Here is a 14,215-nt window from a genome sequence, read left to right on the forward strand (position 1 = left end):
GACTTGGCTACCTGCCGCTACGGAGCCGGGTTGCTCAGACCGAGCGAGAGACCCAGGCGGAACGAGAGGAAGTTGGTCTCGCCCAGGCGCGGGAACATGTCGATGCCCCCTCCGGGGAGGTCCTCGATATCGACCTCGGTCAGGTACTCGGCCACCCCGTTGCGATGGTAGAAGGCCGCCATATCCAGATCCAGAAAGACCTCTCCGCGCACCAGCCTCAGGAGGATTCCCCCGCCCGCGCGCCAGGCCAGCGAGGTATCCTTGAAGTTGGTGGTCTCGCCGAAGCCGTCCTCGTCGTGCTCGTCCACGCCCTTCAGGTACGAGTGCGTGTAGAAGTGGGCTAGCCCGACATTGCCCGCCACGTAGGGCCTCGCCGGCCCGCCCGGCAGTACCCACTCCGGGCCGAGACTGAACAACAGGATGTCGTTCGCCGTCACCACGTCCAGCTGGATCCGGCACCCCACGGTCACGCTGAAGCAGGCGGGCTGGGTATTGGACCCGTAGCGGATGAAGCCGAAATCGGCGCGCAGGCCGAATCCCGCCCCTCCGGACGGGTTGTAGCGGACGTTCACACCCAGGCCCGGCGCCGTCCCCACGGCCTCGGCGAACGCTCCCTGCGGCTCGCTGATGATGCCGCCGAGGCCCAGGAACCATTGCGGGGCGGGCTCTTCGAACACCTGCGCGCGCAGGTGCCCGGTCAGGATGAGGACCGCCGCAAGCTGCACCAGAACGAAACGCATGCCGCGCATTTCACACCTCCGCGCATCAGGGACCGGTGCCCCGCCGGGGATGGTCCCGGGAGGGTTCCGGGAAACGTCCCTGCAGAAGTCGTGCCGGACGAGCGGCAACCCGCGTGCTTCAGACCTCCTTGGTCTCGCGCACCAGGTCCACCATCGAACCCTTGGCATCACCGAAGAACATCATCGTGCGGTCGAGATAGAAGAGCGGGTTGTCGATCCCGGCGAAGCCCGGGCTGAGGCTCCTCTTCATGACGATGACGTTGCGCGCCCGATCGACGTCGAGGATGGGCATGCCGGCGATCACGGAGGAGGGATCGCGCGCGTCGGGATTCACCACGTCGTTGGCTCCCACGATCAGGGCCACGTCGGTGGTGCTGAATTCGTCGTTGATCTCGTCCAGGTCGAAGAGCTGGGTGTAGGGCACGTCGGCTTCCGCAAGCAGCACGTTCATGTGCCCGGGCATGCGCCCCGCCACCGGATGAATGGCGAACTTGACGGTGACGCCGCGTTCCTGAAGCAGGTCCGAGAGCTTGCGGATGTCGTGCTGCGCCTGGGCCACCGCGAGGCCGTAGCCGGGGACCACGATCACCGACTGGGCGTACGCGAGCACCATGGCTGCCTGTTCGGCGTCCACGTCCCGTACGCTCTTCCCTTCTCCGGGAGTGATTCTGCCGCCGGTCGAATCGGCCGCGCCGAAGGCGCCGAAGGCGACGTTGGCCAGCGACCGGTTCATCGCCTTGCACATGAGGTTGGTGAGGATCAGCCCGGCGGCGCCCACCAGCGCCCCCGAGATGATCAGGATCATGTTGCCGAGCACGAATCCGGCCGCCGACGCCGCCAGCCCCGAGTACGAGTTCAGGAGCGAGATCACGACCGGCATGTCGGCCCCGCCGATGGGGGTGACCAGCAGGATCCCCAGCACGAGGGCGAGCCCGGTCAGGACCAGATACATCGTGACCGTAGCTTCGCCCGTCACCTGCATCGCGCCGATGACCAGAATCGCCGCGAAGAGCAGGGCGTTCAGGGTTCTGGAGAAGGGAAACGTGAGCGGCGCCCCTGAGATGAAGCGCTGCAGCTTGCCGAAGGCGATGAAGCTGCCCGAGAGCGTTACCGTCCCGATCAGGGTCGACAGGAGAATGGTGATCCCCGCCTCCAGGCCGAGCTCCCCGCCGCCCCGCCGGAAGAACTCGGCCGCCGCCACGACTCCGGAGGCCCCGCCGCCGAGCCCGTTGAAGATCCCCACCATTTGCGGCATGTCGGTCATCCTGACCGTGCGCGCCGCGATTGCACCCGCGAGCGATCCCAGGATGATCCCGAGGGCGATGAGCTGCCAGTTCAGGATCTCCTGCTCGACCAGGGTCGCGACGATGGCGATGAGCATGGCGAGTGCGGCCATGCGGTTGCCCTGCCGGGCAGTGGCGGGCGAGCCCAGCCGCTTGAGCCCGAACACGAAGAGGGTCGCGGAAAGAAGGTAGACGAGTTGCAGCAGGGTATCGGGGTTCACCGTGACTCCTCGGAAATCCGGGTATGCATGGGAGTTTGCCGGGTGGCGGGCGCGCAGGACCCGCCCGGGCGGTCAGGGCCCGACGCTACTTCTTCCGGCCGGGCTTGAACATCTCGAGCATGCGGTCGGTGACCATGAAGCCGCCGACCACGTTGACCATCGCCATGACGATCGCCACCACGCCGAGCACCTGCCCGGTGGTTTCGCCTGCCTGGGCGGCCACCACCAGTGCGCCGATGACGGCGATGCCGGAGATCGCGTTGGCTCCCGACATGAGCGGCGTGTGCAGCGTCGGGGGCACCTTGGTGATGACTTCGAATCCGACCATCACGGCCAGAACGAACACATAGAGACCGATCATCAACTCACCCATGGGTTCTCCGCTGGGTTGGGGGTCAACTCGACATACGCTCCAGAGCGCGGGCGTGCACGACCTCGCCGTCGTGCGTCACGCACGAACCGGAGACCACCTCGTCGTCGAAGTCGAGCTTGAGTTCCCCGTCCTCGACGATGTCCTGGAGAAAGGAGGTGACGTTGCGCGCGTACATCTGGCTGGCGTGCGTGGGCAGTTCGCTGGGAAGGTTGTCCGGGGCGGCGATGATCACCCCGTCGTGGACCACCACCTTTCCGTGCTCGCTCAACTCGCAGTTTCCGCCGGATTCGCCCGCGAGATCGATGATGACCGATCCGGGACGCATGGTCGCAACCATGGCCGAGGTGATGAGCACCGGCGCCCGCGCACCGGGGATGTTGGCGGTGGTGATGACCGCGTCCATGTCCGGCAGCCGGCCGCCGATCAGCTCGAGCTCCTGCTGGTGCTTTTCCTCCGACAGCGCGCGTGCGTAGCCGCCCTCGTCCTCGGCCGACTCGTCCAGCTCGGCCTCCAGGAACTTGGCGCCCAGGCTCTGGACCTGTTCCTTTACCGCGGGGCGGATGTCGAAGGCTTCGACCACGGCGCCCAGACGGCGAGCGGTCGCGATTGCCTGAAGGCCGGCCACGCCGGCGCCGAGAATCAGGACCTTGCCGGGGGGTATGGTGCCCGCCGCGGTCATGAACATGGGCAGGAACTTGCCCAGGTGGGTCGCCGCGAGCAGCGAAGCGCGATAGCCGGCCACCGTGGCCTGCGACGAGAGGGCATCCATCTTCTGGGCCCGGGTGATGCGGGGCACCTGGTCCATGGCCAGCGTCGTAACGCGGGCTTCCGCCAGCCGGCGTACGAGCTCCAGGTTCGCTACCGGCGAGACGAACGAGATGAGCACGATGCCTTCGGGGAGGGCGGCGACTTCGTCGGCGCTTCCGTTGGCGCCGGTGGAAGGCGGGTTGATCTTCACGACCACGTCGCTGCCTTCGAGCGCCTGGGCGGCACTCTCGCACACCGACGCGCCCGCCTCACGGAAGGCATCGTCGAGGAAGGAGGCCTCTTCCCCCGCCCCGGACTCCACCGCGACCTCGACGCCCACCTTCGCCAACGCGGCCACTTCAGCGGGAACCAGCGCCACCCGGCGCTCTCCCGCGCGGCTCTCCCGCAGTACGCAAACCCTCATCCGCCTCTCCGCTGGAATGTCAGAACGTGCCCTCTTGCGGGTCCGGAGACCCGTCCCGCCGCCGTCCCCCGGGGAAAAACCCCCCATTAGATAACGAGCCCGCGAGATGGCCGCAACGGGCGCGCGGATGCCGCCGCAGCACGGTTTCTATTTCAACCGCGCCGCCTCCAGTTCGAGCCTGCGCCACGCCAGTTCCACATGCTCGCGCCGGGTGCGCAGGTTGCCGACGGAAAGGCGGAGAACGTAGCGCCCATCGAGGACCGTATGCGACAGGAAGACGTCTCCGGAGGCGTTGACCGCGTCGAGGATGCGCTCGTTGGCCTGGTTGTTCCGATCACGTCCCATCTCCGGATCGCGGTATCGAAAGACGACCAGGCTCAGCAACGTCGAACTCATCAGTTGCCACCGGTCCGAAGCCTGCACCCACCCTGCGAACCGGCGCGCCAGGCGACAATGTTCGCGAAGCCGGTCCGCAAGCCCGTGGCCGCCGAAGTAGCGCAGCACGAACCAGAGCTTGAGCGCGCGAAAGCTGCGGCCGAGCGCCACGCCGTAGTTCATCAGGTCACGCGCCTCGTCCGCTTCGGGGGTGCGCAGGTAGGGCGGGACCAGGGAGAACGCGTCGGCGAGAGCCTCCGGACGCCGGCAATAGAGGAGCGCGCAGTCCATGGGCGTGAAGAGCCACTTGTGCGCATTGAGCACGATGGAGTCGGCGCGCTCCCACCCGGCCAGCAGCGGGCGGAGTTCCTCGACGATCGCCGCCACGCCCGCGTACGCGGCGTCGACGTGCAGCCAGATCCCGTGCTCCTCGCAGATGCGGGCGATCTCCGGCATGGGATCGATGCTCGCCGTCGAAGTCGTCCCGGCGACGGCCACCACCGCCACCGGACGCACCCCGGCGGCCAGGTCTTCCGCGATCGCGGCGCGCAGGGCTTCCGGCTTCATGCGATAGCCGTCGTCGGCGGGGAGGTGGCGCACGCCCCGGCGGCCCAGCCCGAGGGTAACGACGGCCTTGTCGATGGAGGAGTGGACGTGTTCCGAGGCGTAGATCCGCCCCGCCGGCAGTGAATGAAGCCCCTGCTCGCCCGCTTCCGGAAACGCCTGGGCACGAGCGGCGGCGAGCGCGTACAGGGAGTTGTGCGAAGCCGTGTCGTTGACGAATCCGGCGAAGCCGTCCGGCAGGCCGAGGAGCTGCCGGAGCCAGTCTGCCGTCAGGCCTTCCAGCTCGGTCGCAGCGGGAGACGTCCTCCAGATCATCGCGTTCGCGTTGACCGCCGCGGCCAGCAATTCGGCGAGAATGGCCGGGGAGGAAGCCGTATTTGCGAAGTACGCCAGGAAGCCCGGATGATTCCAGTGCGTGAGGCCCGGAACCACCCGTTCCTCGAAGTCACGCAGGATGTCGTCCAGGGACTCGCCCTCCCGCGGAGGAGAAGGCGCCAGCGAGGCACGCACCTCCCCCGGCCGCACGCGGGCCAGAACGGGATATCGTCCCGCGGAGCCAAGGTACTCCGAGATCCATTCCAGGATGCGCCCGCCCTGGACCAGGAATTCCTCGGGAGGCATGTCTCCCAGCTCCGCGACAGGCAGGGCCGGAAGGCCGGCTTCGGAAGATCGCATGGACTTCAGCCGCGGCCGCTTCCCACGATGTCGCGGAATTCGCGTCGGATCGCGCGAAGCTGCTCGGCGACCCGGGTGAGCAGTTCCTCCGTCACCGATTCCGGAACACCCGGCCCGGCAACCAGCGCCGAGACCAGACTGTCGGTGTAGCCGATGGACGCATGCGTGACGCCCTGGTCAACGAGCCGGTTCAGGCGCAGCACCTCACGCATCCCCGGCACCACGTCACGGGGCATGCGCGGTTCCGCATACAGGACCCGGATGAGGGACACGCGAAGAACCTGAAACTCCTCGATGACCTCCCCGGCCACCAACCCCCGCTCGGCCGCGAGTTCGCCGTAGAGATTCGCGGCTTCCTGCCAGACAGGCCGCACCCTGCGCCGGTACGGCCCCAGGATTTCGGGAAGGATGCTGACGAAGGTCTCGTAGAAATCGTGGAGCAGCTCGACCAGCTGTCGTGGTCGCCGTTCAAACCGCTTGGTGACCTCGGAGAGCCAGCGGGCGACGATCTTGTCGCTCCTGGCGATCACCCAGGCCTGCATTTCGACGGGGTCGAGCTGGGCGAGTGAGGGTCCCGCCCCCGGGGGCTGCATGGGGGACTCGAGTATGTTCGTGGCGGAATCGCGGATGGGGATGATGTGCCGGGGATCGGGGTGATGTGCAGGCCGTGGTCGCGAACCTGGCCAACTCCGGGCGGTCCGCACTCAATCTTGCGGGTTCGACATCGTCCGTCCAGTGCCCGCGGCCGAGACCAGCGCGCGCGGCCCCGGCTCCCACGCCACGAAGCGAATGGACATCGTCGTGCCGACCCGGGGCGTGCTCTCCGCCCACACCCGGCCACCCCAGGAGCGTACCAGCCGCTGCACGATCGCGAGGCCGAGACCCGTGCCGGTGGAGCTGGTGGAGAATCTCGGTTCGAAGATGCGACCCAGAAGCTCCGGTTCGATGCCGCGGCCGTCGTCGCTGACCTGAAGGCACACGCCCCCATCCTCGGCGGAGGCCCCGATGTGGACGTGGCCGCTGGGCTTGACGGCTTCTCGCGCGTTCTCGAGCAGGTTGATCAGGACCTCCTTGAACTCGGACTCCCGGGCGCGGACCCGGGGGAGTGCGGCCGGGAAGGCGGTATCGATGACGATTCCCTGCTCGTTGCTCTGGTAGAGCGCGAGGATCTCCTCTACCGCCCTGTCCAGGTGCATGCCTTCCAGGGGGAGTTCGCTCGCCTTCCTGGGGGAGCCGTAGCGCGAGAAGCTGCGGGCAATCTCGGCGAGCCGATCGATTTCCCGAAGGATCGACTCCACGTTGCGCTCGAGAATCTCCGAGAAATCGCGCCGACGATCGTGCCAGGCTCGACGGACGTGCTCGATGCTCAGCTTGATCGGCGTAAGCGGATTCTTGACTTCGTGGGCCACCTGACGAGCCATCTGTCCCCACGCCACGATACGCTCGCTGCGCAGCTCGTCGGTCACGTCCTCCAGGCTCAGCACGGCCCCCCGCGGGCGACCGTCGCGGGTGATGCGGCGTGCCCGCACCCGCACTCTGCGCGAAGAGTCCCGGGAACCGGGAGCGGCTGCTGCGAGTTCGGTTCCGGGCAACTCGAATTCGTGATCGGCTCCCTCGCCCCCGTCGCGGTAAAAGCGCTCCACCCAGCGCGACAGGTCGCGCGCAAGTCCCGGGGTCGCCGGCAGCGGCTCTCCCGGCCCCACCGAGGCTCCCAGCAGCGCCTGGGCCTGCGGGTTCACCAGGGTTACCGCCCCCGCCTGATCCAGGGCGATCACCCCGGTCGCCGCCTCGTCCACGATGGCCTGCGTGCGCTGCGTGGTGCGCACCAGGGCGCCGCGCGCCCGATGAAGCCGCTGCACCATTCGGTTGAAGGCCAGGAAGACGGTGCCGAACTCATCGGTGCGCGTCTCCGGCAACCGCACCCCCAGGTTCCCCTCCCCCACTCGCTCCGACGCCAGCCGCAGGGTGCGAATGGGGTTCGCCAGCCGACGACCCACCAGCAGCGCCAGCCCAAGCGACAGCGCGATCCCGGTGACGACCGCGAACGCCAGCAGCAGGATCAGATCGTTTTGCTCGAACGCCGTCGCGCCGGCATCCAGCGGGGCCGCCGAGGCCAGCACCTGTCCGGTCTGAAGTCGCCGGTACGCAAGCACGTATTCCCCGCCCCAGCGACGCACGTTGGCGTGCACGAGCACCGCTTCCCCGTCCTCGAGCGACCGATGGACCTGCGCGGGCAGCCAGGAATACTGGACGCCCAGTTCGAGGAACGCCGGCCGGGAGCTTCGGATCAGCTCGCCGTCCTGAAAGAGAAGGAGGACCGTGCCGGTGCTGGTGGGCAGCAGTCCCACCTGCCCCTGCAGGGCGAGGAAGTCCTCGGCGGCGTCCGCCACCGCTCGGTCCGCCAGCGCCTCGGCGGTTCGAACCACGGCCCGGTCCAGGGTCCTGGAGGCGATGGCGGCAAACGCGAAGGCGGGGATGAGAAAGAACAGGAACAGGGCGAACGTGACCTGCACGCGAAAGCTGCGGCCCGCCCCGGGACCCAGCCGCATCGGCGCGCGCGGGATCCCTCGGCTGCTGCACCAGCCAACGCCCCACAGACCGGCCACGATCAGCAGATCGAGCAGCAGGACGAGCACGGTTCCCGCCACGAGCACCGCCGTCCCGGGGAGTTCCACCTCGTAGTGTGCGTTGTACCATCCCTCGGGGAACAGGATGGTCTGCTCGCCCTGCCATCCCTGGGAGGTCCGCTCCCACCGCGGGGCCTCCCGCGTCGGCGACGGATCGTCCTCGTTGAGCGGCAGCAGGGTGACGGTCCCCTCGTCCGCCCGGTCCCGCCCGAACGGCACATCCGGGAGGAGGGCCGTGCTGAAGCCTCGCCGCGGGGGCACCGCGACGGTGATCACCGATCGGTCCGGCAGCATCGCGAGACCGAGGTAGTGTACATCCTCCGACTGAAGTCGCAGGACCGTGGTTCCGAGCGCGGCTTCGTCCAGATAGTCGTCCACGATCAAGGGACGGGGACCGGAGACGCCGATCCGCAAGGCGGCGCTGGGCAGTCCGCCGGGAGTCCAGCGGTCGATCCAGGCGGCGACTCCCTCCTGGGCAAGACCGCTCACGCGCCAGGTGCCGTAGAGGAGTCCGGTGCCGCGGGCTCCGCTCTCGAACAGGGAATCCGTCCTCTCGGACAAGCCCTCGAGGAGAAACTGCAGATAGGGATTGACCTGGTTCCCGAGGGTCGAAAGACGTTCCTCGGCGACCTCCCGCTGCGCCGCGACGCGCCCGCCCCAGGTGAACGGCAGCGCCGCGCTCGCGGCGAGCAGAACCGCGGCCGCCCCCGTCGCCATCGACCCGCGCCACGTGGTGGCGGGTTGTCGGCCCAGGCCGATCAGGGCCACCGGGAGCGCCCACAGGACACCAGCCCACGCGGGGGTGGGAGGCGAACCGAGGGACACGCTGTGCACCAGCAGGCCGAGCACCAGCGCCAGAAGCAGGCCGGCCGCGACCAGGGACGGTCTCCCCGACGCAGGCGCGGGCCGGGTGGCGAGTCGAAGCGCCAGCGCGGCCACGACCACCAGCACGGAGGTCAGGGCGCACTGATAGATCAGCCAGTAGCCCGTCGTACCACCCAGTTGCGATGTCGTCGGCGCGAGCGAGAACCAGTGAGTCACCGCGGCGAACCCGATGCCGGCAAGAGCCGCGCCGATCAACGGAGCGCCGCGTCCGCGGACGCCCCCGGGCAGAAGTCCCGCGATGAACGCCCCCGCCAGCCCGAGCGCCAACACGCGGCCCAGCGTTCCCCCGGTGGTCCCGGGGAGAAGGAAGCGAGCCGGCGAAAACAGGCCGGAGACGCCCAGCAGATCGCCGAAAGGCAGGACGGTCGCCAGCAGGGCCAGGGTCGCCGCGGCCAGGACGGCGTGATATGGCCTGGCCCTGAGGCCGATGAGCAGCAGCAGCCAGGCCGTCACAGCGAGCCCGGCGACCACCCGGCTCCATGCCCTCCGAACCGACTCGAACGCCTCCCCCTGCGTCACCTCCTCGGAGGAAATGGAAAAGAGCGTCCGCTCCTGCCAGTTGAAGTCGCGTATTGCGGGACCCGTCGCCTGTTCGGAGTGCGTGATCCGGATCGCCCGTCCGACATCGGACCGGAATCGGGTGGCGAAGGCGGCCTCTTCGTCGGGTACGTCGGGGGGCATGTCGCTCTGGAGCAGCGCGGCGGCCACCGCGGTCGCGCCGCTCGCGCCGATGCGTTCCGTGAAGTACAGATAGCTGTAGACCGGGCCTTGCCCGAATACGTACCGGTCCCAGCCCGAGCGGGCATCGAGGGGCACAACCCCCTGGTGATTGCCCGCCCAGGCGACCAGGTCCGTGCGCGCGTCGAATACCGCGATTGCATGCAGGTCGGCTTCGCGCCGCACGTCTTCCAGAAACGCCCAGTAGCCGGGCGAGCCCCCATCGAACTCCCGGCCGGCGACCTGAGAGGCCGCCACGGTCCCGCGGTCGATCAAGGTCTCGAAGCGCTGGTCCAGGGCCGCTTCCAGGCGGGCCTCGCGTCCGCTCCGGAAGCGATCCCAGTCGCCGGCCACCAGCGCGAAGCGCGCGGAGCCAAGCATCCCGCTCGCGATCCCGGCCAGAAGGACAAGGGCGGCGGCGAGCGTCCAGGGATTGCGACCGGACCGGCGGGACACCATCCGGAGCAGGCCTAGAACAGCCGCCAGCGCACTCGCCAGCAGCCATCCGGGCGCGGACCAGCGCGTCCACACCGCCAGCGCCGCCACGCTCAGCCACAACAGCGCGGACACGGCGGACTGTCGTGACTCGGCCCGCAGGAGGCCCCTGAGCAAGGAGGAAACGCCGTTCATCGTGGCGTCAGCGCGGGTTGCGCATCCGCTTCCCAGCCTCCGGAGGACCGGACCGCGAGGCCCGCGGCTGCTCCGCGATCGCTGCAATCGGTGACATGCGGGAATCGGTTTGCAGGATCCGTCCCCCGGCTGGGGTGTAGTCGGATGTCGTTTCGATCACTTGCGACCGAGGCTCCGTCCGTGCGACGCATTCTCTTCCCTGTACTTCTTTTCACCCTCGCCGGGTCCCCTCCATCCAGCGGCGCTTCCGCCCAGATCACCATCCTGGACCGGGGCGAGTTCGAGGTGGCCGTCAACGGCCGGGGAGTGGGGACCGAGACCTTCTCGATCCGCCAGGTGGGCACCGGGAGCGAGGCCCGGGTCATCGCCGCGGGGCAGATTCGCGCCGCCCTCCCCGACGGCGCGAACACGATGGACATGCTCATGGAGCTGACCGGCGCCGGCTGGATGCCCTCCGCCTATCAGAACAAGGTAGGAGGCGAGGGGGCCCGGGAGATCGGCTTCGAACTTCGCGGCGCCCGTTTCGAGTCGCGCGTCACATCCGATATCGGGGAGCAGGTGAAGGAGTATCGGGCCGCCCCGGGCACCAGGATCCTCGAGCGGGGCACTGCGCATCATTTTCACTTTCTTGTGCGTCCCGCGGATCCGGGTCCCCTGTCCATTCCCGTCATCGTGCCCCGGGACGGATTTCAGGCCGAGGCCCAGGTCATCCTCGCCGGAACCGCCGAGTTGCGCATCGGCGGGGAGGTGATGCCGGCGCGGCACTACCGGGTGCGAGCCGGAGAGCTGCGCTGGGAGGCATGGCATGATGCCGAGGGCAGGGTCTTGCGGGTCGTGGAGAGTTCCACGGGATACTCCGCCGTCCGCCTGACCCGCCCCGGGTCCTGAGCCGTCCGTGTCGGGTACATCCTGCGGCTCCGACGAGTGGCCGGATCCCCGGGGCATCGGCTCAGCGGTGAAACCCCATCGGACACGGGCTCGTATGTTTCGCGGCCGCAACAGGCCGAAGACCGCCATCCACGCAAGGGAGAAAGATACGGTGTTCAGGATGATCCCGATTGCCAGGTGCGCGCTGGCGCTCCTGCTGTGTTGCGCGACGTCGTCCTGGCTGCAGGCCCAGGAGGTGCCTTCCCGCCTCACGCTCGACGAAGCAATCCGCATCGCCCGGCTGCAAAACCCCGGCTTCCAGTCGGTTCGCAACGACTCGCGCGTTGCGGACTGGTCGGTTCGTTCCGCCTACGGCGACCTGCTGCCCTTCGCCAATCTGAGCTCCAGCCTCTCCTGGCAGGGAAGAGGTGAACAGCAGTTCGGAAGCCTGACGACCAGCCAGCTGGGGTTCGGCAACGAGCCCTCCTACTACTTCTCCAGCTACAACGCGGGCCTCAGCTACTCCATCGGCGCCGAGTCGCTGTTTCGCCCGGGGCGAGCAAAGGCAGCCCGAAACGCCACGGTCGCGCTCATCGACCAGGCCGAAGCCAACCTCGTTCGCGACGTCACGATCGTCTACCTGGACGTTCTGCGCCAGCAGGAGGGGTATCTGCTTGCCCAGCAGGAGCTGGAGCGCGCGCGTTTCAACCTGCGCCTGGCCGAAGGGCAGCTGGAAGTGGGCACGGCGACCCCGCGCGACGTGCGCCAGGCGGAAGTGTCGGTCGGCCGCGCCGAGGTCACCCTTCTCCAGGCCGAATTCGCGGTAAGCAATGCGCGCATCGCCCTCCTGGTCGTGCTCGGAGCGGAGGTGCCGCAGGAATTCACCGTCGTGAGCGCGTTCGAGGTACGCGAGCCGGTCTGGTCGGAAGCGGAACTGGTGGCGATGGCGCTCGAGGGCAATCCCGGGCTCATCGCCGAGCGGGCGAATGAGGCCGTTGCCGCAAGCGACGTGAAGATGGCGCGGTCCTCGTACTACCCTTCCCTGTCCCTCAGCGCGGGGCTGAGCGGGTTCACGCGCGAAGCGTCCAGCGTGGAATCAATGATCAGCCAGTCCAGGGCCCGGGTCAGTGGCCAGCAAGAGCAGTGTCGCGTGCTTAACCAGCTGTACGGCATCTTGGGCAATCCTCGGACGGAGGACTGCGACAGCATCGTCTTCACGCCCGATCAGGAAGAGGCCATCATCGCGCAGAACAACGCGTTCCCGTTCGACTTCACCCGCCAGCCGGCCCGGGCCTCCCTCACGGTGAGCGTGCCCGTGTTCCAGGGCTTCAGCCGGCAGCTGCAGGTGGAGAACGCGCGGGCCGCCCGTGAAGACGCGCGCCATCGGCTGCGAGGCGCGGAACTGGATCTGCGGGCGCAGATCGCCTCCAGTCTGGCAGCCGTGCGCACGGCGTACGAGACGGAACTCATCGAGCAGCGCAACCAGGCGGTGGCGGCGGAGCAGCTGCGCCTGGCCACCGAACAGTACCGCGTCGGTTCCGCGAGCTTTCTGGACCTTGTCGAGGCGGAGACCGTCATGGCGCAGGCCGACCGCGAACGCGTCGCCTCCATATATTCATATCACGACCTGCTCGCCAACCTGGAAGCACTTGTGGGCGCGAGGCTGCGGCCCTGACGCCCGTCGGAATGTGCGGGGAGGCGACGGGGCACAGGTGCCCAGGGTCCTGGACCGGAATTCGGGAACAACATCCAAATGACGCTTAGAGCAAAGATCGCCATCGGCGTTCTCGTGGTAACCGTCCTCGTGGTCGCCGGAGTGCTGACCACGCTGCAGACACGCAACACCGGTACTCAGGTGCGCACGGAGGAAGTAGGCCGGCGCGACCTGGAAGCGATCGTCACCGCGAGTGGCAACATCCGGGCGCGGCGAACCGTGGACATCAGCTCCGATGTCTCGGGCCGCATCGTCGAACTCAACGTCGACGAAGGCGACGATGTGCAAGAAGGACAAGTACTTCTGCGCATCGACCAGACGCAGTTCCAGGCCGCCGTGGCCCAGTGGCGGGCCGGGCTGTCCCAGCGGGAGGCGCAGGCGGCCCAGCAGAACGCCAGCCTCATCCAGGCGACGCGCGAGTACGACCGCATGCAGGGGCTCTGGACGCGCGACTCGACGCTCGTCAGCCGGCAGCAGGTCGACGACGCCGGGACGCAGGCCGAGGTCGCGCAGGCTCTCTTCACCGCCGCGGAGCACGGCGTGGACCAGGCCCGCGCAACGCTCGCCGAGGCCGAGGATCGGCTTTCCAAGACCACCATCCGGGCTCCCATCTCGGGCAGGGTCACCCGGCTCAACATCGAGCTCGGCGAGACCGCCATCGTGGGCACGATGAACAACCCGGGCAGCCTGCTGCTCACCGTCAGCGACCTGTCGGTGATCGAGGCGGTGATGCAGGTCGACGAGACCGACGTGCCAGAGATCAGCATAGGCGACAGCGCCGCGATGGAACTGGACGCGTTTCCGGACACGGAGTTCGCCGGGACCGTGACCGAAATCGGGAACTCCGCCATCCGGCCTCCCTCGAGCACGGCGGGCACGGGCCAGACCCCCACCATCGACTTCGAGGTGGTGATAACGCTGGACGACCCGCCGGTCGAGTTGCGGCCGGACCTTTCGACCACGGCCGACATCGTCACCGAGACTCGTGAGCAGGCGCTCGCGATTCCGATCATCGCCCTCACGATTCGCGACCGCTCGGAGGACGAGGCGGACGAGGACGATTCCAATGGCGACGAGGAGTTCGGCGACGGTTCGACGGAATCGGAGAACACGCGCGCGGAAGACGAGGAGGAGGAGGAGGAGGAAGAGGAAGGCGTCTTCGTGGTGCGCGACGGCGAGGCGCATTTCGTTCCGGTCGCCGTGGGGATCGCGGGACAGGAGTACTTCGAGGTGCTCTCCGGACTCTCGGAGGGCGACACGGTGGTGAGCGGCCCGTACCAGCGCATTCGCGAACTCACCGATGGCGAGGAAGTGCGGACCGACAGTGCCTCGGTTGAGCCGGACGAGCCGGCCTCGTGACCCGCGGACGGACC

10 protein-coding genes are annotated in these 14,215 nt (G+C 68.3%); 3 read left to right on the forward strand and 7 right to left on the reverse strand.

Going from position 1 to position 14,215, the window contains the following annotated elements; translation table 11 throughout:
* Positions 1 to 17: 17 nt before the first annotated feature.
* The 7 genes from OXU32_17715 to OXU32_17745 all read right to left on the reverse strand — a co-directional run bounded on the left by OXU32_17715 (position 18) and on the right by OXU32_17745 (position 10,201).
* Positions 18 to 749, reverse strand: a complete 732-nt coding sequence (locus tag OXU32_17715; GenBank protein ID MDE0075793.1) for a hypothetical protein — start codon at positions 747 to 749, stop codon at positions 18 to 20.
* 109 nt (positions 750 to 858) lie between these two features.
* Positions 859 to 2,244 carry an NAD(P)(+) transhydrogenase (Re/Si-specific) subunit beta gene (locus OXU32_17720; GenBank protein MDE0075794.1) on the reverse strand — a complete coding sequence of 462 codons (1,386 nt, stop codon included), beginning with the start codon at positions 2,242 to 2,244 and terminating at the stop codon, positions 859 to 861.
* A gap of 85 nt (positions 2,245 to 2,329) precedes the next feature.
* Positions 2,330 to 2,617: an NAD(P) transhydrogenase subunit alpha gene (locus tag OXU32_17725; GenBank protein MDE0075795.1), complete on the reverse strand. Its 288-nt coding sequence runs from the start codon at positions 2,615 to 2,617 to the stop codon at positions 2,330 to 2,332.
* Positions 2,618 to 2,639: 22 nt separating this feature from the next.
* Positions 2,640 to 3,788, reverse strand: a complete 1,149-nt coding sequence (locus tag OXU32_17730; GenBank protein MDE0075796.1) for a Re/Si-specific NAD(P)(+) transhydrogenase subunit alpha — start codon at positions 3,786 to 3,788, stop codon at positions 2,640 to 2,642.
* A gap of 147 nt (positions 3,789 to 3,935) precedes the next feature.
* A complete protein-coding gene (locus OXU32_17735; protein MDE0075797.1) occupies positions 3,936 to 5,402 on the reverse strand; it encodes a pyridoxal-dependent decarboxylase in 1,467 nt (488 codons plus the stop codon).
* A gap of 5 nt (positions 5,403 to 5,407) precedes the next feature.
* A complete protein-coding gene (locus OXU32_17740; GenBank protein ID MDE0075798.1) occupies positions 5,408 to 5,995 on the reverse strand; it encodes a hypothetical protein in 588 nt (195 codons plus the stop codon).
* 111 nt (positions 5,996 to 6,106) lie between these two features.
* Positions 6,107 to 10,201 carry an ATP-binding protein gene (locus tag OXU32_17745; protein MDE0075799.1) on the reverse strand — a complete coding sequence of 1,365 codons (4,095 nt, stop codon included), beginning with the start codon at positions 10,199 to 10,201 and terminating at the stop codon, positions 6,107 to 6,109.
* Between the two features lie 240 nt (positions 10,202 to 10,441).
* Between OXU32_17745 and OXU32_17750 the strand changes: the two genes are divergently transcribed.
* From OXU32_17750 to OXU32_17760, 3 genes are all read left to right on the forward strand, one after another.
* Positions 10,442 to 11,149, forward strand: coding sequence for a hypothetical protein (locus tag OXU32_17750; GenBank protein ID MDE0075800.1), 708 nt, complete (start codon positions 10,442 to 10,444; stop codon positions 11,147 to 11,149).
* A gap of 160 nt (positions 11,150 to 11,309) precedes the next feature.
* Positions 11,310 to 12,803, forward strand: coding sequence for a TolC family protein (locus tag OXU32_17755; GenBank protein MDE0075801.1), 1,494 nt, complete (start codon positions 11,310 to 11,312; stop codon positions 12,801 to 12,803).
* A gap of 78 nt (positions 12,804 to 12,881) precedes the next feature.
* A complete protein-coding gene (locus tag OXU32_17760) occupies positions 12,882 to 14,201 on the forward strand; it encodes an efflux RND transporter periplasmic adaptor subunit (GenBank protein MDE0075802.1) in 1,320 nt (439 codons plus the stop codon).
* Positions 14,202 to 14,215 lie beyond the last annotated feature (14 nt).

The sequence above is a fragment of the Gammaproteobacteria bacterium genome (assembly GCA_028819075.1).
Classification (GTDB): Bacteria; Gemmatimonadota; Gemmatimonadetes; order Longimicrobiales; family Gaopeijiaceae; genus BD2-11.